The sequence below is a fragment of the Helicobacter jaachi genome, from assembly GCF_000763135.2.
GTDB classification, from domain to species: domain Bacteria; phylum Campylobacterota; class Campylobacteria; order Campylobacterales; family Helicobacteraceae; genus Helicobacter_C; species Helicobacter_C jaachi.
Map to the genome: position 1 here is coordinate 504,553 of NZ_JRPR02000001.1, position 20,253 is coordinate 524,805.

The following is a 20,253-nucleotide window of genomic DNA, read 5'->3' on the forward strand; positions in this document are numbered from 1 at the left end:
TATTAGTCTTTATTATTTTTTATCTCACATGTTTGCAGCGGGATAATCACATACGCAAAGGGTGAATCTGCCTTGCCCTGAAAGCTCATCGTGCCATAGCTTAGCGTGAAATGCTCTCCACTCACCTGCAAGCTTTGCGTGCCATTTTTGCACTGCAGGGGCATATGATTTAAAAAAGCATTCTTTATAGAATCTAGCTTTTTAGATTCTGTATCTTGTAGCATATTATAAAGCCCAATAAGCAGCGCAATGCCAAGCAGCGATATGCCAAGGATTATTTTTGTTTTTTTAGAAAATTGCCCTTTGTTTTTGCCAATAAACAGCCCTATTAGCACAAAAAGCAATAAAGTCAGTATGAAAATCACATAGCCCATTACTTTTCTCCTCTTAATTGATAGGTAATATCGCCTGCACCAAGCCCTATGATAAGCGCATCTTGCAGAGTTTTAATATGTTCTTTATCATTATAAAGCTCGATATGTCCATTATTGAGTTTAAGATGTGTGGCAAATGTGGGGTTGTATTTGGCAAAAAGTGTAGCAAAATCAATATCAATATGCGCCTCTCCCGCCTTCCACACAGGCAAAATCACCAATTCATCGCAGCCATTTTCAAAACAGCGCACAAAAGATTCTAAATTATCTAGCACACGCGAATATTTATGCGGCTGCCAAATGGCAATCACTTTTGCATGAGGCTTAAGCGCATTATAAATAGCCACACTTTTAAGCGTAGCAGTAATTTCTGTAGGGTGATGCGCATAATCATCAATGATAGTCGTTTGCCCTTTACACAAAATATCAAAACGCTTCTTAATGCCCTTAAAATGCGCCAAATTTGCCTTTATAGAATCTAGTGCTTTTAAGCCTAGCTCATCTATGGCGCACAAAATCGCTAAAGCCGCATTTTGAGCTGTATGCTCGCCAAAGCCCCATACATGAAATGAGCCATAATCTTTAAGCTCAAAGCTGGTTTGTGGCTCATCATTGTGGAGATAAAATTGTATATTTTTAATATCCGTGCTCGGCTCAAGGGCGATAGATTCTATATTTTTAAGATTTTTTAAATATGGGTCGCTTAGGTTAAATACGCGCTTTTTGGCTTTATTTATAAACTCATCATACGCGCCGTAAAATTCTGTTAAATTATGATTATAGCTCTCCATATGCTCTGGCTCGGCATTAGGGATAATGGCAAAGTAGGGGTTAGAATTTAAAAAACTTTTATCAGATTCATCAGCTTCAAAAATAATGCATTCACTCTTTGCCTCGCGCACATTTGAGCCAAATTCTTTAGAATCTGCACCAATAATAGCGCCAAATTGAGGGAAAAGACTGCTTAAAATCGCACTTGTGGTGGATTTCCCATGTGCGCCGCATACGCTAAAAACGCGCTTTTCTTTTAAGATAAAGGCTAGCGCTTCTTTGCGGGAAAGCACTTTAATGCCTTTTTTGTGCGCTTCTTGCACTTCGATATTATCTGGCTTAATGATAGCGGAGTGTATGACTAAATCTTGATTAGTGATAGCTTGCGCGCTATGGGGGATATTAATCTCTACACCTTGCGCGCGCAAATACTTAGTGGCATTGCCCTCCGCAATATCTGAACCGCTAATCTCTACACCTTGCGCGCGTAAATACTTTGCCAAACCCGAAATGCCAATGCCACCAATGCCTATAAAATGTATTTTCATTTATTCCCCTATTTTAATGATTTGTAGTGATGTAGTGCATCTTTTAGGGCAAGTAGTGCCTTTTTAGTAGCGTCATTATCATACACAAGGGCTATTCTTACAAATCCTTTGCCCTCACTATTGCGCCCTAAATAACTGCCCGGCAGCGTAAGCACGCCATATTTTTCATACGCAAATTTACAAAAGTCCTCATCATCGCCCACTTCAAGCCATACATAAAAAGTATAAGGGCAGAGTTGCTGTTTATTCAAGCTTAGAATTTCGCGCGCTAAAGAGAGATTTTGCGCATAAATGTGGCGTATAGATTCTGGCGTGTGCATATCGCTCCACGCGATAGTAGCGGCTTTTTGCAATGGCAGGGGCAAGGCACAGCCCAAATATGTGCGGTAAAGGTTGTATTTTGCCAAAATGCTTTCATCACCAGCGATAAATCCACTGCGCAAGCCCGGCGCGGAAGAGCGCTTAGAAATAGAATTAAGCGCTAAAATATTTTTAAAAGTAGGATTGCCCGCGTGAATGCAAGCCTCAAGTATGCTAGGAGGCTTAGTGTGCTCATAAATCTCACTATAGCACTCATCATTAATAATGACAAAATCATACTCTAGCGCCTTTTGCACCCATTCACTCAAAGAGGGCAAATCAAGGATTCTGCCTGTGGGATTATTAGGAGAATTAAGAATGACTAAATCTACTTCTTTAAGCTCCTGCTCGCTAAGAAGTGGGCTAAAGTTATTTTTTTGAGTAAGATTCATAAGCACGATGCGCGCTTTTGCCGCAAGGGCAGCTCCCTCATAGATTTGATAAAAAGGATTAGGATAGGCAATAGTTGGCGTTTGCTTGCCAAATAAGTAAAATTGCGGAAAATTAAAAAGCACCTCACGCGTGCCAAAAGTAGGGATAATCTGCCCTAAGTGCAGCTCAAGCCCAAAGCGCGCGCGAATAAAGTCTAATTGCGCTCTTTTTAGCTCATCTTCGCCGCTTGATTTGGGATATTTATTAAGTAAAGGCGCGCTATCTTGCCAAGCTTTAATGATATTTGTCGGTGTGGGGAATTGCGGCTCGCCAATGGTGAGCGTAAAAAGTTGCTTTTCTTTGGGTGCTGTGCTTTGTGAGAGCAGCGCGCGCAGCTTTTCAAAGGGATAGGATTGAAATGTATCTAGCACAATATGTCCTTAAAATATTTGGGAAGTTTGCAGATTTGCAAAGGTGGGATTATATAGCAAAATAACCATATTTTAGCTTTAGATTCTATCTTTGAGGCATAAGCCAAATCTATCAACTTCATTTCTTAAGGTTAGATTCTATAAATTTGCTCACTTGATACTCACTCAGTCAAAATTAAGCAAAAAGTCGTTACAAGCCATTATCAAAATTACTTAGGAGTAGTATGCTTACTTTTATCTTTGCCATTGCGGTTTTTATTTTTATGGCGCTCATTGGACTTGGTTTGGTGAGCTTTTCTCTTAGTATTTTTGCCTTTGTGTTTGAAAAATATGTGCTTGTTTTGTTGAGTTTTTTTATCTTTTTGTATCGCATTATCACCTTTCCGCAAGCTCAGCCCGAAAGTAGTGAGGACGGCTCGCATCATAATTCTAAGATTTTGCTTGATGCGTATTCGGGCATAGATTCTCTTTTAAAAAGAGGCGAGGTTAATGAGGCTATAAATGTGGTGGAGAGGGATTTTCATAGTCGCTTAGAGCCGCAATATGCAAGCAAAGAATTTTTAGATTCTACATTTGCTAGGGCAAGAACTTTAGGCATAGCCTCTCTAAAATACGCTAAAGCCTATTTCTACACTACCATTTATCTCAAAAGATTGATACTTTTTCTTGTCTTTGTGCTGCCTTTTGTGATTGCCTATTTTGCCTGCTATTTTTATGCAAACTACGAGTATAAGACTAAAACTTTTGAGCGCACACAGAGCGTTTTTGTAAAAAATACAAAAGGCGTTTGGGAGGGATTAAAAAAATATGGCATTGAGATTAAGCAAGATTCTATATTTTTGTATGATAAATCTGTGCAGCTTTTCACCAAAGATACAAAGTCTTTTAGCAAGACTTGTGGCGCTTTGTGGGATATTTTCTTTGATGGAGTGGTAGATTTTGCGCTGCATGCGTTTTTGCTGGCTCTAACCATTGCTATAAATCCCGTGAGTCTGGTCATTATAATAATGTGGCTGTGCTATTTTGTGCTCTATCGCTTGATAAATGCTTTTAATTTGGGGACTAAAAGATTTGTGTATAGGCTCTATAACAGAGGCAGAATAGATGCGGGCGATAATCTGCTTAGAATGCCTGATGGCACGCTGCCATAGGCTTTAGATTCTATAAAATTTACACAATCCACTTTTTCATTTTTTTTAGATTCTGTGAGCAGAGCTTTTGCACAGAATCTAGCGCGAGATTCTATATATTTTACAGAATCTAGGGGGGATTTAGTAGGCATTGAGCGCTATTTTTACGCAAAATATGCTTAAATTAGTGCGCAAAGCTTGATTTTTTAGTAAAGCATTGTTATAATGGCAGCTTTTACTCTTTACATTTGAGTGATGCGGGAGTAGCTCAGTGGTAGAGCACAACCTTGCCAAGGTTGGGGTCGCGGGTTCGAACCCCGTCTCCCGCTCCAACTTGTTATAGAATCTATTAAATCCCTTAATCTTATTCATTGTGTGTTGGTTGTTTTGATAAGGGCTTAGTGTTATTTGAGTGTTATGATAAAGCCCGGGTGGTGAAATTGGTAGACACAAGGGACTTAAAATCCCTCGGACATTGCGTCTGTACCGGTTCAAGTCCGGTCTCGGGCACCACCTTAGATTCTCATTTATCCTAAAGCGGCGACATAGCCAAGTGGTAAGGCATGGGCCTGCAAAGCCTTGATTCCCCAGTTCGAATCTGGGTGTCGCCTCCAATGTGCATTATCATTAAATTGAGAGAAAGCTAAACGGGAGATGGCTGAGTGGTTGAAAGCGGCGGTCTTGAAAACCGTTGAGGGTCACACCTCCGGGGGTTCGAATCCCTCTCTCCCGGCCATTACGATTCTACACATTTTCTACAAAATCCCCCTTAATCATTTTCAGAATATAAATCTTACCAAATAACCATAGCATCGTGCTTTCAAAGTTTTAATGCTAGGCTTGTAAATTCTCATAGAATCATCTAAAATAACATAAAATAATGCAAAAAAATAAGGTTTTGGGGACAGAGTGGGGACAGAGTGGGGACAGGATTAGCCCCAAAAAGAGTCACAAACTCACATATTTAAGGGCTTTCCAAGCTCATACCCCAGCAAACCCTATAAAACAAAAGGGGACAGAAATGCAAAAACAGCAAAATCAAACTAGTAAAAAATATGAGGGCGTGCGCTCTAAAGCCCTAAGCAATGGCGATATAGCTTATTATGTGCGATTTATGGATAAAGAGGGTAAGCGACAAGAAGTCAAGGTAGGCACAAAAAATGAGGGGTGCAGTGAGAAAAAAGCTAGTATTGAGCGCGCTAGGCTTTTACAGGAAGTAAAAGAGGCGAAAAATATGCAAAATCCAACTATACAAGAGATTATGCCGCGATATTTGCGCATTTTGGAGCTGCACACAAAAAGTGAGACTTATAGAGACTACAAAGGGCAGTGTGAGCTGCATATCCTACCTGCATTTGGTGCGTATAAAATCCAAGATATTAGCCCAAAGCATATCAATGATTTTATGCTGCATCTAGCGCAAAATAAAAGCAACAAAACCATAAATAAGCTTATCGATAGGCTTAATAATCTCATAGAGTGGGCAAAGAATGAGTATGATTTGGTTTTTAGAAATCCCACTCAAGCTGTAAAGCGTCTCAAAGTCGATAATGCGCGCGAGCGGTTTATGTCTAAAGACGAGGTGAGTGCGGTTTTAAAAGAAGCACAAAAGATAGATAATGAGATGTATGCATTTTTTGCGCTGGCATTTTGCACTGGTGGGCGGCTAAACACGCTGAGAAATATCAAGCTAGAGCATATTGATTTTGAAAGCGGCACTATCGCGCTGCAGGATTTTAAGAATAATTCCAAATACAGCGGCTTTTTGGACACCCAAGCGCGCAAAGCTTTAGAGGTATATCAAAAACGCGCACAAAATGAGATTTTTACCACACCCGAGCGCACCTTTAGACGCCGCGCACAAAGGCTGCTTAACACGCTCTTTAATCAACACACTGCACCAAATGATAGAAAAAATAAGGTCGTAATCCACAGCACGCGCCACACTTTTGCTTCACATCTTGCCATAGCAGGCACGCCCATTCACATTATCCAAAAGCTTCTTAACCACAAAGATATAAAAATGACTATGCGTTATGCGCATCTTTTACCCCAAAGTGGCGCGGAGTATGTGGCTAAGCTGTGGGAGGCGTAGGGGATTTGGCAAGGGATATGGCTTTCATAATCATATAAAATCCATTTTTGCCTATACCAAACTCACTATTGCCATCAAGCTCATTTTGCAGGAGCTTAAGCATTTTGTGTAAAAACTCATTATGCTCAAAGTGGTTTTTAAACTCCTGCTCACACCTCCACACCACCACGCAAAGCACCCTGTATCTCATATCTTGGGATTTTAGCTGCTCTGCTAAAAAATACCCAAGCCAAGTGTAAGTTTTGTAAAAATCAAGGCTACTCACCCTACAATCAAACTCTTTGAGATACCTTATATAATACCTTATCGTTTCTATGAGGGCGTTTTTCACATATTTACCAGACACGATGCTTGCTCCATATTTGCCTTTATAAAATTCGCAAATTTCACAGATTTGCGCTTCAAGGAGCTTAACATTTTCTTGGCTTAAAAATTGCTCTTTTCTGCTTTTAGAATCTTGCATCATTTTTAAAGCTCTCTAACATATGCCGTTGCCTTTCTTTAGCTTTACAATCGTTATCCGCTAGCTTAATGTAATAATCTTTCAACGCCTCATCACAATGATTCTCAATAGAGCCTACATTTTTAGCGTTATCATCGCCAAAGGCTTCATCTATAGCTTGTTCTACCAACTCTCTTGTGTCTAGGCTACTAAAGTCTTGCTCAAGGTCTATATTTTTACCCATTTGACACCTCGCATTTAGTTTAATACTACAAAATACCGCATAATAACACATTATAAACAATAAGCCGCAATAGCCCAATCCCGTGCTACTTGATTTTATAATTTACCCTTTAATCCACGCCTTAAACACATATTTATGGCGCAAATCTAGCAGCATACGCACTTGTTTTGAGAGTATATTGATATTGCAGCCCACAAGAGAGCATGCGCCAATGGCACGCCCAATGTCATTAATCACATCAATCGCCTCATTTATGCCCTCATTTTCAATAAGTGCCGTAAATTTGCTCTTAATATTAAAGGTAAGCTCCAGCCTGCGCCACTGCGAAAGCTCGGGCGGGATATTTTCTTTATGATAGAATCTTTGCTTATGGAATTTATCATAGAGCAAAATTTTATTTAGCTTAAAATATTTACTAGAATCTAGAATGTGATTAGCATACAAACTCTTGCCCACGCTTATAATCTTGCCATTGCTCCACTTTAAAAGCTTGCTAGAGAGCCATTCTTTTGCCTTATAGCTCACCTCCTGCGCGCTTTCAAAATCCATAGCCAAATCAAAGCTATAAGTCTTAAAACGCCTTAGAAACTTAGCCAGCACGCTAAAAACATAACTTTCTATATCCTTGCTTGGCTGATGTAGCCCCGCAAAGACAATCATCACATAATAATCTAGCTTCTTTTTGTGCTTGCGCGCTAACTCGTGCAGCTCTTTAGTGTTTTCTAGCACTAAAATAGTGTTTGACAAGCTCTTAACACCGCGTTTAAGGTTGATATAGCGAATATTTAGCGGATATTTTAGCTCGCTAGGATTTTGTGATTTAAATTTATCTTTCACATACATATCAACCTGCGCATTGCGTGTGGTTTTGCGTAGTTTTGAGTAAAGCTCAAGCTTTTTTAGAAACTTAAGCGCTATACTCTTGGGAATACAAAAGCGATAAGAATCTATACCGATGCTGTATTTTTTACGCATAATCCCCTACTTTTCTATATTTTGTCTTAAATGTATTGCCACATTGGCTAAACTAATGTCCGTGCGGGAGCTAGCTTAGCTAAATGCTAAACTAGCAGAGCATGGGCGTATCTTGTAAATAAAATTCGCACGCATCAAGCTTACAAACAATATCCCCGCAGCTTTTCTCTAGCACCATCGCATATGCGCCTGCTTCTAGATTCCGCTCTTTGTGCTTTAGTGCAAAAATCTTTTTTAGCTCACGCAAATCAATCTTTCTGTCCGTATAGCTCACAATCACGCTAAATCCTCTGCCATTCTCCTTGTGTCTCGCTGTTAAAATCATTTTTATTCCTAATAATCTTTAAGCACATCTACAAATTTATATGTAAAGCCATTTTTATACGCCCATTCAAAGCCAGCGCGCGCAAAGATTGCTCCCCCGCTTACAAAATAAAATCGCGGGCTATAGTCTGCATTTTGCCCTCGTATCATCTTTATACGCTTTAGCCCTATTTTGCTCATACTAGCGCTCCTTTGTAGCCCTTTTGCTTATTTTCCCACACTACGACATTGGAGGGCGTAGAAAGTGCCAAAAGTGCGTAAGATTCCACATTAAACCCCATAGCATTTGGCACAAAGCTCACATTGCATTCGCCAATCCTCTCAAAGACCTCATCGCATTTCTTGCGCAAAACTGCCTTGAAATCTCCCTGCTCAATATCCTTTCTCACTTCGCATTCAAAGAGCTTCCAGCCCTTGAGCGAATGAGCTATAATGACATATCTCACCATTAAATTGCTCCTTATTTTTTCTATGGCTTCTTTGTAGATTCTGCGCACTTCTTTGGGATTTAGGTGCATTTTTTGCGCGATTTGCTCAAAGCTCATCTGCGCGCAGTCCCTACGCAAAATCCAATCACTTGGGGATAAAAACTCCCCTTGAGTGCGCAAAATATAGATAAAATACATTTTTCTATCCCACGCATTAAAGGTATGCACCACCTCTACTTCTTTTGGATAAAGGCTCTTAAGCCTCTCTAGTGCTTTGTGTGGCTCACGCATAAGCTTGCCTTAGAATTTACGCTCATTATCCACCATAAAGGCTGCCAAATCGCACGCCATTACCACACGCTTGCCCTTTAGCTGTGTGTAGCGTGGCATATCGCTTGCACCTTGTGTGAATTTGTTGCGTATGGTTTGGGGATTTAGCCCAAAGATAGAGCCTAAATCCTCCTCGCTTAGTGCTATGCCATAGCGCGCAATAATGCTCTGTGTTGCCGCGATAATAAGCTGCTGATTAAAATTTAAACTACTCATTTTCACTCCTTTAAGATTTAATGCACTAAATCACTAATGCTAAGATTGCGCACAAACTGCAGTGCTTCATCAAACTTAATGCTGGGTATCTCGCTATAGCGCGCTACATAGTATTTTTGCTTCAAGCGCCGATAAATAGCGCGATAGTGGATAGAAATTTCCTTTTGTGTGGGCGCAAAGGAGGCGGTCAGCTCATAAACTTTGCTTTTTACCTCATCGCTCAAAGCCTTTTCTTGCCACGCCTCAAGGCGCTTTGTGGATTCTAAAAAGCTTATGCGTTCATCAAAGGCTTGTCCCTCTTGTTTAAGCTCGATGAGGTGGGCATTTGCTCGCTCTAGGGCTTGCGTTTGGCTCTTTATAAGCTCTAAAATCCCGCCAATATTCGCACCCAAGCTTTTTGTGCGCACACTCTGCACCTCATAATCGATAAAATACTGCCTAATGGCATAGCCCACTTCATTACGCTCAAGCATGGCGATGTGTTTAGCAAAAGCGAGCGTGATGATGTAGTCAATCTTATTTTTACCACCCACATTGCTTTTTGCCTCATTGTTTATTTGCTCGTCTTTTTTGGCGAGCAAATCTTTGGCATCTGCTTTATTTTTGCCTAACCCCGCGTAGTGCTTATGAGGGCTTGCTGCTGCTTTTATCATATCGCTAAGGGGTGTTTTGAGCGGCACTACACGCGGGAGCGTGCGCTCTTTGGGCGTGATTTGCTCCATTGTTTGCGCTCGTGTTACCTGTGTTATGCGCTCATGTGTGCCTTGTGTGTTTCGCGTGCTTTGCCCTGCGCTCTCCGCACCCTTTAAGATGATATAGTCCTGCCCTTGCACCGCGATACAATCCTCAATGCGGCTTTTAATCCAGTGGCTAAAATCCCGCTTAATGCCTAGCCTCTCATGCAGCTCGCGCGCATTTATGGCATTTGCTCGCTCATTTTGGAAATCTACTTGCGTGATGTTAAAAAAACTTATCATGTTTGCCTCCTACTTATGATTTTCATTTGCACGCAGAAAGCTCTGCTGCTTTTGTATGGCGCGCGCGTAGTATAAGTGCTGCTTGAGCTGCTGCGCAATCTGTGTGCTTAAATGCCTGTGCGGGAAAAGCACTTTTATGCTTTGCTTGTGCATTCTTAGCGCGCTTATAAGCAGCGTATGCTCTAGCTGCACACTTTTTTTGTCCATAGCGCACACCTCTAGCTTAAGTTTTGTGAATTCATCTAATGCGATGTGTTTCATTGTTGCTCCTTTGTGGCTTTAAGAAAATTTTGACCTGTTTTTTGTGAGACTAATTAATAGGTTATTTTTGTCCTATTACTTTGCAAATTTTTTTAGGCTATAAAACCCTCTTGCATAAGCAAATTCTTTAGCTCTCTCGCTCTGCCTCGCTTACCCTTGATAGCTCCAAAGGATATTTGATTAAGTATCCTTATGTCTTTTTCACTTAAGCCCTTGGCTTTTGCCCAAGTGCGCAGTTTTATACCTTTTTTGGACATTACTTGACTAAGACTCTCTTGATGTGTCATTCCACACTCCTTTATTATCGTTAATCCTTTGAGGTATGATACCCACAGCCCAGCCGATACAGAACATTGATTTATTGTTACTTTACTCTTTTTATGGTAGAGTATAAACAAATCATTATATATTTTAGGATATTTTTTGCCTATTGTCAAGCTATAAGAAAAATTTAGCCGAAAGGATTAACATGATAAGAGAACTGCGTGAGGAAAGGGGAATCACTCAAATAGAGCTTGCCGAAAGGATAGGCGTATCAGAGCGCACTATTCGTAGATATGAGCAAGAGGAGGACATTATACAAATAGGCATTTTGAAAAAAATCTTAAAAGCACTCAACGCAAATGACGTCAAAGATGTTTTTTTAGCGGAAACCGATAAACATACGCACCAAGAATTCCCAAGCAGTAGCCTTATAAAAGCAAATAGCCAAAATTTGCACGACTTCTACACTATCCCAAAGCTTAATATTAAAGCCAGTGCTGGCGGAGGCAATGAGATTATCGAGCTAGAATCTTATGAGAGCGGGGAGGTGATATGCATTGATAAAGCCTTTTTTAAGACGCCGCAGAGCATAGGGAATAGAATCAACAAAATGCGTATCATTCAAGTAGATGGATACTCGATGATACCAATGCTTTTGCCCGATAGCTGGGTGATTTTTGAGGAGGATAGTGCATGGAAAGGCGATGGGCTTTATGTGCTTAACTATGATAATGAACTTATGGTGAAGCTTCTCCAAAAGCTCCCAAATGGCGACATTGACATTATTAGCGCCAATAAAGACTACAGGAGCTATCGCATAGAGTGCGACACACAAACTATCGTGTGCATCATTGGCAAAGTCCTCCGCGCTATCATCTAACTTCTCTCCTTTCATTTTTCATCTCTCTTATTTTTAAATCTTTTTTATCTTTTGTTTTTGTTTTGTGGCGTGATTATTTTGTACTTTTTATGCTCATTTTGGCACTTATTTATGTGGAATATTATGCTTAAAATCCGCTTAAAATGGCATATACAATCGGCGTAATTAGAGGGTGAATCCAAACCTTAAAGTCCGACAAATTTACAGGATACAAACGCTTAAACTCCGCTGAATTTACAAGATACAACCCGCGCATAATTCCGACAAATCTAGTATCTTGCATAGCAGGCTTACAGGCGCGAGGTGTGGGGGGAGTGAGCATATATAAGCGCACGAAGTAAATGCAAAAATATGGCGCGCTTTTGCGGGGGAGTTTTGCAAAGCTTAACTCTTAATTGCAGAATCTGTATCCAAAAAATAGCACGCTTTGTAACGCGCTTTTAAGTGAATATTAATTTTTTATGGAGACAACACTTTTATAGCATGTATTTTGCATAAGCCCTAATATTATAAGAATGTGCGAGATTATGAGTTTGTGGAAAATTATGTAAGATTGCTAGAGCTTAACCTCTATGGGTCCTTTCCAAGAAAATCCCACTTTGCGGTTGGCGACCGCGATTTTGGGGGATTTTTGAGGAAGATTTGGGCATTTCATATTCATATAGAATCTAATAAAAAAGCGCAAAATGCGTTATTTGGAGATTTATTATCCTTTGTGATTGGTCGGGGATAAGTAAGCAAATATGTGATTTTGTGTGATTGCATTTTGTAAATTTTGTGATTCTTAAAAATACTAAAATCCTATATGAAATCCGCAAAATAGGCATTTCATATAAGGAGTTTATATGTTAGATTCTAAAAAACTTGCACAAGAAATACTTATGCTCATTCAAGCAAAAGGCTTTGAGGAGACGCAGGCAAATAAAGATTTTATAGAATCTTTAAGCACAGCCATTGTTACACACATTCAAACTAATGCGCTTGTGGAGACAAAGGGCAGTCCTAGCGCGCAGGTGGGTACGATTAAATAAGATGATTAAATAATAAAGGAACATCATGCATGGAGAAGCACGAATCTATTTAGGCACTATAGTGGAAGTTAAAGGCGCGCTTGTAAAGGTGCAATACACCGACACGCAAAGCGATTTTGTGCCATATTTACAGACAGCGAGCGGATTTAAAACGCATTTCACACCGCCGCAAGTTGATGAGGTAGTAGTTTTGTTTAAGCTAGGCAAACTAGGCTTTGTGCTAGGCTCGATTTTACCAACAAGTTTGCAAAGCCAAATTGATACGCAAAGCGAAGTTATCACATACGAGGACGGCACAAGCATTTCTTACAAAAATGGCGTGATTGAGATTAAGAGCCTAAAAGAGCTTAACATCAAATGCACAAGTGCTAAAATTGAGGCAGATTCTATCGAGCTTGGCGGGGAGGGTGCGCTGGGTGTGGTAACAGGCGCTTGCGTGTGCGCTTTTACAGGTGCGCCGCACGCTGATGTAAGTTTGAAAGTGAAAGCGGCAAAATGATTGTTACCACTGCGGAGCTAGGCGAGCTTTTGGGCTTAACCGAGCGGCATATTTATAATTTAGAAAAAGCAGGCATTTTAAGCAAAGAGGATAAAAACGCGTGGGACGCGGCTAAAAACATACAAAGCTACACCATTTACAAGATAGATTTGGAGGCAAGTAGTAGTGATTTGGGCAAAATACGTGCGCGCAAAGAGCTAGCAGAGGCAAAACTCAAAGAGCTGCAGTATAAAGAGCGTATGGGTTTGCTGCTGCCACTGGAGCATATCGCGCGGGAGCTGGAGGATATTGCCATAGTGGTGAGTAATAAGCTCTACGCACTGCCACAAATTCTGCAGCGCAAGCATAAATTATCAAGTAAAATCTATGCGGATTTAAATGCGCAGATTGAAAATACGCTAAAAGAGCTTAAAGACCCCAACATCTACACTAATTTAGCGCTGGAATTAGAATCTAAGCTTAAAAGAGAATCACAGCAGGATTTAGCACAAAGTAACAAAGAACACTCTCACACACAAGGGCAAGAATGAAGCTAAGAGCTATCTTTGCTAAAAATATTTTTATAAAACCAAAGCTTGATTTATATGAATGGAGCGCGAGATATAGAATCTTAAGCCAAGAATCTAGCGCGCTTTTTGGGAGATTTGAGGCGCTAAGCTATCAAATTGAGCCAATGCGTGCTATTAGCGATGAGAAAAACCGCGAAATTATACTGATGTGGGCGTCGCAACTGGGCAAAAGCGAGATTTTAAATAACACTATTGGCTATTATATCCACCAAAATCCTAGCACTATTTTATTTCTTTTGCCCACAGAGGATATGGCGGAGGATTATTCAAAGCGGCGATTAACGCCTATGTTTAGGGACTGCAAGGAGCTAGGCAATTTAATTTATGACAGAGAATCCAATAATACTATTTTGATTAAAAACTTTAAGGGCGGTAATCTCGCGCTTGTAGGGAGTAACAGCCCAAGTAAGCTAGCAAGTAAGCCCATAAAAGTGCTGATTGTTGATGAGGTAGATAGGTGCGAGAATACTAAAGAGGGGCACAGCATTGATTTAGCCCAAAAGCGCACTAATACTTATTATGATAGAAAGATAATCAAAGTAAGCACACCCACAATCAAAGGACACAGCGTGATTGAGGCAGAATATGAGCTAAGCGATAAGCGCAAATATTTTGTGCCTTGTCCGCATTGTGGTTTTATGCAGGTTTTAAGTTTTGAATTTATCAAATGGGAGCAAAAAGAAGATGGGACGCATGATTTAGATTCTGTGCGATATGCCTGCGTGGAGTGTGGCGCGCTGTGGAGTGAGATAGAAAAAAATAAAGCTGTGAATACTGGAGAGTGGCGCGCGACCAAAGAGGGCGAAAATCTAAAAATAGGCTTTCATCTTAACGCACTTTATTCACCATTTTTTACGCTGCGCGATATTGTAAAAGATTTTTTAGATTCTAAAGATAATCCAGCGAAGTTTCAAGTGTTTGTAAATACCATAAAGGCACAGAGCTTTGAGCCGCCCAGTGTGAAGTTTGAGGATAGTGAGCTGTATAATCGCAGAGAGGATTACACGCCAACAACACTGCCTGATGATATTATTTTTATCACAGCGGGGGTGGATATTCAAGGCGATAGGATAGAAATTGAGTTTAAAGGGTGGGGGCTTGGCTTTGAAAACTGGGGGATTGCGCACATTATGCTTATGGGTAACACGCAGCAAAGCGATGTGTGGCAGCGTGCGTATAAGGAGCTAAAAAATGTATTTTATACCACAAGTGGGCGCAAATTAAGAAGCAGCATCTGTCTTATTGATAGCGGTTATAATAAAGAGCGCGTTTATTCTCTTGTGCGGCTTGATTCGAGGTTTTTTGCGACTAAGGGAGCAAGCGAGAGCGAGCGCAAAAAAGAATTTATAGGCGCAAGTAAGAAAGTAGAAGCGGGAGTTAGGCTTTTTAGCATAGGCACTTATGAGGGAAAGAGCGAGATTTTTAGGCTTTTGCGCATTAAAGATAAAGGCGCAGGGTATTGCCATTACGCGCAGAGCTATACGCTAGAGTATTTCTCACAGCTTACCGCAGAAAAGCTTGTAAAAGTTAAAACAGCAAGTGGCTATCTCACACACAGGTGGGAAAAGATACGCGAGCGTAATGAGGGATTGGACTTATCTGTGCTTTGTCTTGCTGGCGCAAAGCTTTTAAAGCTTGATAGGCTAGATATTCAAAAGATTACGCAAAGATAAGGTACCGCGGTAATGCGCGCTATTTTGTGCAATTTAAAGTAAATATAAAAAACAAGCTAGAGAGGTTTGATAAGACTGCCTAGCACCGCTTGTTAGAGTGCTAGGCGTGGTTTTAGCTACACTTGACTACAATGATACAAAGTAGTATAATGCACATCGCAAGTCTTATCATAAAGCAACCTCCTTTCTTTTGGATTGGAGGCGCAACTTAAAGGAGGCTGCCACCTCTTTTAAGTGCAACCTCACATATATTCTATCATATTTACCCCTCCCCCTTTTTTAAACACTTAGCTACGCTTTGCATTTTTAAAGGCAAAAGATAAAATTAGCAGATATTAAGCCACTTTTTGCTTAAATGGTGCGAAAGGAGCAGGTTATGAGTGCAATGCATTTTAGTAAATCCTTTGAGCTAGCTATTTTCTCTCTATGGGATAAAATTGAGCATAAACACAAAATTGAGAAAGAGGAGTTTTTAAATCTCGTTGAGGCTGCACTCCAAGAAGCTGAAGCAAATATAGAGCAGCATCTAGAAACTAAGCTTGCTACCAAAGATTTTGTAAGCTATGCTATCCGCGAGAGCGAGCTTAGTTTAAAGGTTGAAATACACAAAAATAAGACCGAGATTATAAAATGGCTTATTGGTGTGCAGTTTGCTTGCGCAGGGCTTATCGTGGCGTTAATAAAGCTGCTATAAAAAGTCACGCTCTTACTCTGTCCCCTTTTATTCCCACCATTTTGCCAAACCCCTAACACTACATGTTTTTAAAGCATTTTTAGTGCGCTTTTGCATAGGCACGCATCTCTCGCCGCACCATTTGAACATTTTCATAACTCCCGCAAAAAAAGTAGCGCAAAAAGTGATTCTTATAAAAGCTAGAATGCCATACACGCTTTTTAAAGGAGTATCTTTGAACGCAAGAGAGCAAATTACGCTAATTGATGAGGCGATAAATGAAGTCTTAGCCCAAATTCGCAATGGAAATGACATTACAGAATGGGAAATGGACGGCATTAAAATCAAGCGCAAATCCTCTTTTGAGCTTTTAGAGGAGTTAGGCAAGATTAAGCAATCTTTAGTTGCAAAGACCAAACCAAAAAGTGTGCAATTCGTCTTTGGAGGCTAGGCGTGCTTAAAAAGCTCAATCCTTTTATTATCTTTGCTCCTTTTTTCAAAAAAGGCACAGAGCGACAAACAAAGCGTTATTATGCCGCTCCAAGCCTTAACCCTAGCCTTTTAGAGCGAAGCGAGCTACTAAATTTAGCTCTTAGCTCATCTTTTGACACACACATTGCACAGCTGCGCAATCAAGCCCGTGCGCTTAGTGTGAGCAATCCCATTATCAATGGATATTTTCAAACGCTAGAAGCGGAGATTTTTGGTGATAATGGGATTATTTTGGATTTACATAGCCCAAATGCGGCGTTAAATAAAAAAATAGAAACGCTATGGACATTGTGGCGTGAGCAGAGCCAAGCACAGAATCTGGACTTTTGGAATATAGAATCTTTAAGCCTGCTTTATCTTGTGCGCGATGGCGAGTGCTTTTTATATGTGAGTGAGAGTGAGGCAGGGCTAAAACTCACGCTTATTGAGCCTGAAAATATCGACACAAATATTAATGATGAGGTCAAAAATATTAAGCAGGGTATACAATTTGATGCAAAAGGCACGCCCATTTTTTATTTTATAGAAAATAGCGACAAAAAAGTAGAAAAAGTAAGCGCGGAGCATATTTTGCACATCTTTAAGCCACACGCTCAAAGCCAAGTGCGCGGGCTTACGCACTTAAGCGCGGTGATTTATCCTTGCTACCAAAAAGACAAATTTAAATCCGCAGAGCTAAAGCTCGCACGCCTAAAAAGTGAGATTACTGCCATTGCTACAAGGGAGGAGGAGAGCTTTAGCATAGATTCTGGCAAGATGTTTGGCAATGATGAAGAGCCACAAGATAAGCACATCATACAAGAAGCGCAGGTGGGCAAAATAAACTACCTTGATGATAATGTAAAGCTGCAATTTACAGAGGCTCATAATGCCACAAATATGGAGTTTTTCATTAAACAAACCGATAGAGAAGTGGCAAAATCCTTAGGCATAAGCTATTCTACGCTTACTGGTGATTTGAGTGATGTGAATTATAGCTCTATACGACATGGTGGCAGTGAGCAAAGGCGCGTGTTTAGGAAAATGCAGCATTTTATTATCCGCAAATTGCATAACAAAATCTTTGAAAAATGGCTTATAAACGAGCTTAAGAGAGGGCAAATTAATACAAAAGAATATGAAACTGCGCTACATAATTACACCTTTAAAGCGCAGGGCTGGGAGTATATCGACCCTGCAAAGGAGATGAGTGCCAATAAAATTGCGCTCCAAACTGGGCAAAAAACGCTTATGGAAATCCTGCGCGAGAAAGGCAAAGAGCTTGATACGCACTTAGAGGAACTAAAAAAAGAGGAGGAGGTGTATAAACAAGTAGCCATTAATCAAACCTTGCAAGGAGTGAAAAAATGAATCTTAAAAACTTTAGTATAGATTTGCACAAAAAAGCCATAAATGAGAGTGATTACACTATTTCATTTGTAGCTTTGAGTGAAAAACCACTTATTCGGCGCACTGGAGTTTTGGGGGATTTTTATATCAGCATTGATACGCGCAATGTTATTTTTAATGCCAAAACTTTCTATCTTGACCACAATGTGAGCTTTGCAAATGCCATAGGCAACATCATTGAGGTTAAAAGAGAGGGTGGAGACATCAAAGTAAAAGTGCAGTTTCATAAAGATATAGAAGAATCTAAAAACGCCTTTATAAAATATAAAAAAGGGCTTAGCAATTCTGTTTCTGTGGGCTTTGGCGAAACTCACATAGAGGAGCTAGAGCCATTTAATGATTGCCCGCATTATTTTATAAAAAGCGGCGAGGTGGTGGAGCTTTCGGCGGTGTGGCAGGGCGCTGACCCAAATGCCATTATAAAAGAATTTGCACAACAACACACACAAGGAGTTTTTATGCCAACACAAGAACAAAACATCACACACGCACAAGGGTCTCAAGCGCAAGATACACAAGAATCTGCGCGCATTATTGAGCTAGCGCTTGCTTGCAAGCAGTATGAAAAGGGTTTAAGCGCCATTGCGCAAAATATGAGTTATTTTGAGTTTTCAAAATCACTGTTGCAAGAGGGGAGCTTTACGCAAAATAGCATGTCAAAAGAGCCAAAAGAGCGCCAATTATGCTTTAGCCTTTCAAATTACGCGCACAATGTGGCAAGTGGCGATAATGCCCGAGAAATTGAGCTGCAAAGCGGCGTAAATGGCTATGTGATTGATAATGCGTTTTTAAATCGCTTTGAGGCGACAAAAAGCATTGATACCACAAGCACTGGCTTTATCCCTGAATATTACAGAGAGGATAAATTTATAGAGCAAGTCTTTGCCCAAAGCAGCATTTTAAGCTTGTGCGATAAGCTCACTGGGCTTAATGGCACGCTTAGAATCCCGCGCGATACAAGCGATGTAAAGGCGTATTGGGTAAAAGAGGGTGAAAAAACCACCACTTCAAAGCTTAGCGCAGATTCTATCACACTAAGCCCGCGCACGCTTAAGGCTAAGATTCTCATCACGCGCCAAATGCTTAATATGTCGCCTTTTGCACTAGAGTCTTTTATCATCGAGCGGCTAAAGCTTGCCATACGCTTAAAGCTTGAGGAGGATTTGCTCTATGGTGGTGGAAGTGGCGATAGCGACCCAATCACTGGTATTTTTAACACAAGCGGCGTGCAGAGCATTGAGAATTATTTCACAGATACCAACTATAAAAAAACGCTTGAGTTTGGCGGCAAGCTAAGTGCGGCAAATTATTCCATTGCCGATACGCATTTTGCGACAAATTCCAAAGGAATGGTGCATTTGCAAGCCACGCACTATGATGCTGATAGTGATAAATATCTGCTCAATGAGCGCGCCACATACCTTGCGGGTTATAAGTATTTTATGAATAATCTCATAAAAGACAATCACGCTATTTTTGGCGATTTCAAAAATGCGCTTGTAGGCACTTGGGGTAATTTACAAGTGCAGGCGCTAAAAGATGATGAGGGAGATTTAGTTTTCACAGGCTTTTATGATATTGGCATAGAGCTTAAGCGCCCTAATGGTTTTGTCATCGCTAAATCTTAAGGAGGTGCAAGATGAAATATAAAGTGCTTTATGATTGTCAAATTAACAAGGTGCATTGCACGCAAGGCAGCATTATTGATATGCCACAAGGCACAGATGAGGGCTATATTCAGCGTCTTTTAGCTATGCGAGCCATACAAAGCGTAGAAAATACAGAATCTAGCCAAAGCACAGAGAATGCAGCCAAAGCTAGAAAAGCAAAAGCGGTGAAGTAATGTTTTTTGCGGGCTTTGAGCGGGATATTTTAAGCATTTTGCCACAAAGATTTATTGCTTTTGAAAGACCCCGTGCGTGCCTTTCAAACACCTCTACAAAGGTGATTTATGATGAAGCCATTGCGCAAGTGGAGCTAAGCCTGCTTGCGCTTAAGGCACAAAATATGGATTTAAGCAGCGGAGATATGATAATTTTTAATAAAAAGCACTATCAAATTTATCAAATCCAAATGGAATCCCGCGTGATGATAAGAATATTTTTAAAGGAGTGCCCATGCTTATAAGAGAGGAAATTAGCCAAAAAATCCTGCAGAATCTTAAAAATGATTTGCCAAAGGTAAAGGTATTTTTAGAGGATATTTTCACCATTGACATACAAAATGCACCCGTGGTGATAGTTAAAACCAAAGATGCGCAGATTTCACATGCCAGCAGCCAAGCATGGAAGCACGCGCTAGAAATTGAAATAGAACTCATTAGCACTTCGCGCGAAGCCCACAACGAGCTTGTAGAAAAAGCCCTTGCGAGTTTAGAAAAATTAGGCGGCGTAAAAAGTGTAAATACCATATCTATGCAAAAATGCGAAATCGCCTCCGCTTTAGCGTTTTCAAGCGTTATTTCAATGGAATTTATCTATTTTACCCCAAGTTTTAGGGCTTAAG

The 20,253-nt window shown here is 40.4% G+C and carries 28 protein-coding genes and 4 tRNA genes; 18 read left to right on the forward strand and 14 right to left on the reverse strand.

The genetic code is table 11. The annotated features are described in order from the left end of the window. Window positions 1–2: 2 nt before the first annotated feature. From LS71_RS02545 to LS71_RS02555, 3 genes are read right to left on the reverse strand one after another with little or no spacing between them, the layout of a single operon-like run. On the reverse strand, window positions 3–374 hold the full coding sequence (locus LS71_RS02545; protein ID WP_034356040.1) for a hypothetical protein: 372 nt from the start codon (window positions 372–374) through the stop codon (window positions 3–5). After that, window positions 374–1,693: a UDP-N-acetylmuramate--L-alanine ligase gene (murC, locus tag LS71_RS02550; RefSeq protein WP_034356037.1), complete on the reverse strand. Its 1,320-nt coding sequence runs from the start codon at window positions 1,691–1,693 to the stop codon at window positions 374–376. Before murC ends, LS71_RS02545 begins: the two co-directional genes overlap by 1 nt. 8 nt (window positions 1,694–1,701) lie before the next feature. After that, on the reverse strand, window positions 1,702–2,856 hold the full coding sequence (locus tag LS71_RS02555) for a succinyldiaminopimelate transaminase (RefSeq protein WP_034356034.1): 1,155 nt from the start codon (window positions 2,854–2,856) through the stop codon (window positions 1,702–1,704). 224 nt (window positions 2,857–3,080) lie between these two features. Between LS71_RS02555 and LS71_RS02560 the strand changes: the two genes are divergently transcribed. Next, window positions 3,081–4,007, forward strand: a complete 927-nt coding sequence (locus LS71_RS02560) for a hypothetical protein (protein WP_034356031.1) — start codon at window positions 3,081–3,083, stop codon at window positions 4,005–4,007. On the opposite strand, the gene LS71_RS02565 is transcribed toward LS71_RS02560, so the two are convergent. Next, on the reverse strand, window positions 3,941–4,138 hold the full coding sequence (locus LS71_RS02565; RefSeq protein WP_138109800.1) for a hypothetical protein: 198 nt from the start codon (window positions 4,136–4,138) through the stop codon (window positions 3,941–3,943). The genes LS71_RS02560 and LS71_RS02565 overlap by 67 nt on opposite strands. 105 nt (window positions 4,139–4,243) lie before the next feature. On the opposite strand from LS71_RS02565, the gene LS71_RS02570 reads away from it, so the two are divergent. The 5 genes from LS71_RS02570 to LS71_RS02590 all read left to right on the forward strand — a co-directional run bounded on the left by LS71_RS02570 (window position 4,244) and on the right by LS71_RS02590 (window position 6,081). After that, window positions 4,244–4,318: transfer RNA gene (locus LS71_RS02570), tRNA-Gly, on the forward strand. 93 nt (window positions 4,319–4,411) lie between these two features. Next, a tRNA-Leu gene (locus LS71_RS02575) sits at window positions 4,412–4,499 on the forward strand. A 26-nt stretch (window positions 4,500–4,525) separates the two neighbouring features. Continuing rightward, a tRNA-Cys gene (locus tag LS71_RS02580) sits at window positions 4,526–4,600 on the forward strand. A 34-nt stretch (window positions 4,601–4,634) separates the two neighbouring features. After that, a tRNA-Ser gene (locus LS71_RS02585) sits at window positions 4,635–4,722 on the forward strand. Between the two features lie 285 nt (window positions 4,723–5,007). Then, window positions 5,008–6,081, forward strand: coding sequence for a tyrosine-type recombinase/integrase (locus tag LS71_RS02590; RefSeq protein ID WP_052058027.1), 1,074 nt, complete (start codon window positions 5,008–5,010; stop codon window positions 6,079–6,081). Here LS71_RS02590 and LS71_RS02595 read toward each other — a convergent pair. From LS71_RS02595 to LS71_RS02635, 10 genes are all read right to left on the reverse strand, one after another. Continuing rightward, entirely contained in the window at window positions 6,062–6,547 is a 486-nt protein-coding gene (locus tag LS71_RS02595; RefSeq protein ID WP_052058025.1) for a hypothetical protein, read from the reverse strand. The genes LS71_RS02590 and LS71_RS02595 overlap by 20 nt on opposite strands. Beyond that, entirely contained in the window at window positions 6,531–6,767 is a 237-nt protein-coding gene (locus LS71_RS02600) for a hypothetical protein (protein WP_034354845.1), read from the reverse strand. Before LS71_RS02600 ends, LS71_RS02595 begins: the two co-directional genes overlap by 17 nt. A 102-nt stretch (window positions 6,768–6,869) precedes the next feature. Then, window positions 6,870–7,742 carry a hypothetical protein gene (locus tag LS71_RS02605; protein WP_052058023.1) on the reverse strand — a complete coding sequence of 291 codons (873 nt, stop codon included), beginning with the start codon at window positions 7,740–7,742 and terminating at the stop codon, window positions 6,870–6,872. Window positions 7,743–7,833: 91 nt separating this feature from the next. Continuing rightward, complete coding sequence (locus LS71_RS02610; protein ID WP_034354842.1) at window positions 7,834–8,067, reverse strand: hypothetical protein; 234 nt, start codon at window positions 8,065–8,067, stop codon at window positions 7,834–7,836. A gap of 8 nt (window positions 8,068–8,075) precedes the next feature. After that, window positions 8,076–8,246 (reverse strand): hypothetical protein, encoded by a 171-nt coding sequence (locus LS71_RS09420; protein WP_194145646.1) that lies wholly within the window; start codon window positions 8,244–8,246, stop codon window positions 8,076–8,078. Continuing rightward, window positions 8,243–8,785 (reverse strand): sigma-70 RNA polymerase sigma factor region 4 domain-containing protein, encoded by a 543-nt coding sequence (locus tag LS71_RS02615; protein WP_034354839.1) that lies wholly within the window; start codon window positions 8,783–8,785, stop codon window positions 8,243–8,245. The genes LS71_RS09420 and LS71_RS02615 overlap by 4 nt, the downstream gene beginning before the upstream one ends. A gap of 9 nt (window positions 8,786–8,794) precedes the next feature. Beyond that, the gene (locus LS71_RS02620) at window positions 8,795–9,040 is read right to left on the reverse strand and encodes a hypothetical protein (protein ID WP_034354836.1); all 246 of its coding nucleotides are present in this window, start codon (window positions 9,038–9,040) and stop codon (window positions 8,795–8,797) included. A 17-nt stretch (window positions 9,041–9,057) separates the two neighbouring features. Next, complete coding sequence (locus LS71_RS02625) at window positions 9,058–10,017, reverse strand: antA/AntB antirepressor family protein (RefSeq protein ID WP_034354833.1); 960 nt, start codon at window positions 10,015–10,017, stop codon at window positions 9,058–9,060. Window positions 10,018–10,026: 9 nt separating this feature from the next. After that, on the reverse strand, window positions 10,027–10,278 hold the full coding sequence (locus LS71_RS02630) for a hypothetical protein (protein WP_034354831.1): 252 nt from the start codon (window positions 10,276–10,278) through the stop codon (window positions 10,027–10,029). A gap of 92 nt (window positions 10,279–10,370) precedes the next feature. Further along, window positions 10,371–10,565 carry a helix-turn-helix domain-containing protein gene (locus LS71_RS02635; RefSeq protein ID WP_034354828.1) on the reverse strand — a complete coding sequence of 65 codons (195 nt, stop codon included), beginning with the start codon at window positions 10,563–10,565 and terminating at the stop codon, window positions 10,371–10,373. Between the two features lie 182 nt (window positions 10,566–10,747). Between LS71_RS02635 and LS71_RS02640 the strand changes: the two genes are divergently transcribed. From LS71_RS02640 to LS71_RS02695, 12 genes are all read left to right on the forward strand, one after another. Beyond that, complete coding sequence (locus LS71_RS02640; RefSeq protein ID WP_034354825.1) at window positions 10,748–11,422, forward strand: XRE family transcriptional regulator; 675 nt, start codon at window positions 10,748–10,750, stop codon at window positions 11,420–11,422. Window positions 11,423–12,267: 845 nt separating this feature from the next. Then, the gene (locus LS71_RS02645; protein ID WP_034354818.1) at window positions 12,268–12,453 is read left to right on the forward strand and encodes a hypothetical protein; all 186 of its coding nucleotides are present in this window, start codon (window positions 12,268–12,270) and stop codon (window positions 12,451–12,453) included. A gap of 61 nt (window positions 12,454–12,514) precedes the next feature. Then, window positions 12,515–12,952 carry a hypothetical protein gene (locus LS71_RS02650; RefSeq protein ID WP_238700279.1) on the forward strand — a complete coding sequence of 146 codons (438 nt, stop codon included), beginning with the start codon at window positions 12,515–12,517 and terminating at the stop codon, window positions 12,950–12,952. Next, window positions 12,949–13,482, forward strand: a complete 534-nt coding sequence (locus LS71_RS02655) for a hypothetical protein (protein WP_052058021.1) — start codon at window positions 12,949–12,951, stop codon at window positions 13,480–13,482. The genes LS71_RS02650 and LS71_RS02655 overlap by 4 nt, the downstream gene beginning before the upstream one ends. Beyond that, complete coding sequence (locus LS71_RS02660; protein ID WP_052058019.1) at window positions 13,479–15,194, forward strand: phage terminase large subunit family protein; 1,716 nt, start codon at window positions 13,479–13,481, stop codon at window positions 15,192–15,194. Before LS71_RS02655 ends, LS71_RS02660 begins: the two co-directional genes overlap by 4 nt. Window positions 15,195–15,570: 376 nt before the next feature. Then, a complete protein-coding gene (locus LS71_RS02665) occupies window positions 15,571–15,888 on the forward strand; it encodes a CCDC90 family protein (RefSeq protein WP_034354813.1) in 318 nt (105 codons plus the stop codon). A gap of 214 nt (window positions 15,889–16,102) precedes the next feature. Continuing rightward, on the forward strand, window positions 16,103–16,318 hold the full coding sequence (locus tag LS71_RS02670; RefSeq protein WP_138109802.1) for a hypothetical protein: 216 nt from the start codon (window positions 16,103–16,105) through the stop codon (window positions 16,316–16,318). 2 nt (window positions 16,319–16,320) lie between these two features. Continuing rightward, complete coding sequence (locus LS71_RS02675; RefSeq protein WP_238700280.1) at window positions 16,321–17,709, forward strand: phage portal protein; 1,389 nt, start codon at window positions 16,321–16,323, stop codon at window positions 17,707–17,709. Further along, entirely contained in the window at window positions 17,706–19,376 is a 1,671-nt protein-coding gene (locus tag LS71_RS02680) for a phage major capsid protein (RefSeq protein ID WP_034354807.1), read from the forward strand. The genes LS71_RS02675 and LS71_RS02680 overlap by 4 nt, the downstream gene beginning before the upstream one ends. Window positions 19,377–19,387: 11 nt before the next feature. Beyond that, a complete protein-coding gene (locus tag LS71_RS02685) occupies window positions 19,388–19,591 on the forward strand; it encodes a hypothetical protein (RefSeq protein WP_034354804.1) in 204 nt (67 codons plus the stop codon). After that, a complete protein-coding gene (locus LS71_RS02690) occupies window positions 19,591–19,875 on the forward strand; it encodes a hypothetical protein (protein WP_034354801.1) in 285 nt (94 codons plus the stop codon). Before LS71_RS02685 ends, LS71_RS02690 begins: the two co-directional genes overlap by 1 nt. After that, window positions 19,866–20,252 (forward strand): hypothetical protein, encoded by a 387-nt coding sequence (locus tag LS71_RS02695; protein WP_034354798.1) that lies wholly within the window; start codon window positions 19,866–19,868, stop codon window positions 20,250–20,252. The genes LS71_RS02690 and LS71_RS02695 overlap by 10 nt, the downstream gene beginning before the upstream one ends. Window position 20,253 lies beyond the last annotated feature (1 nt).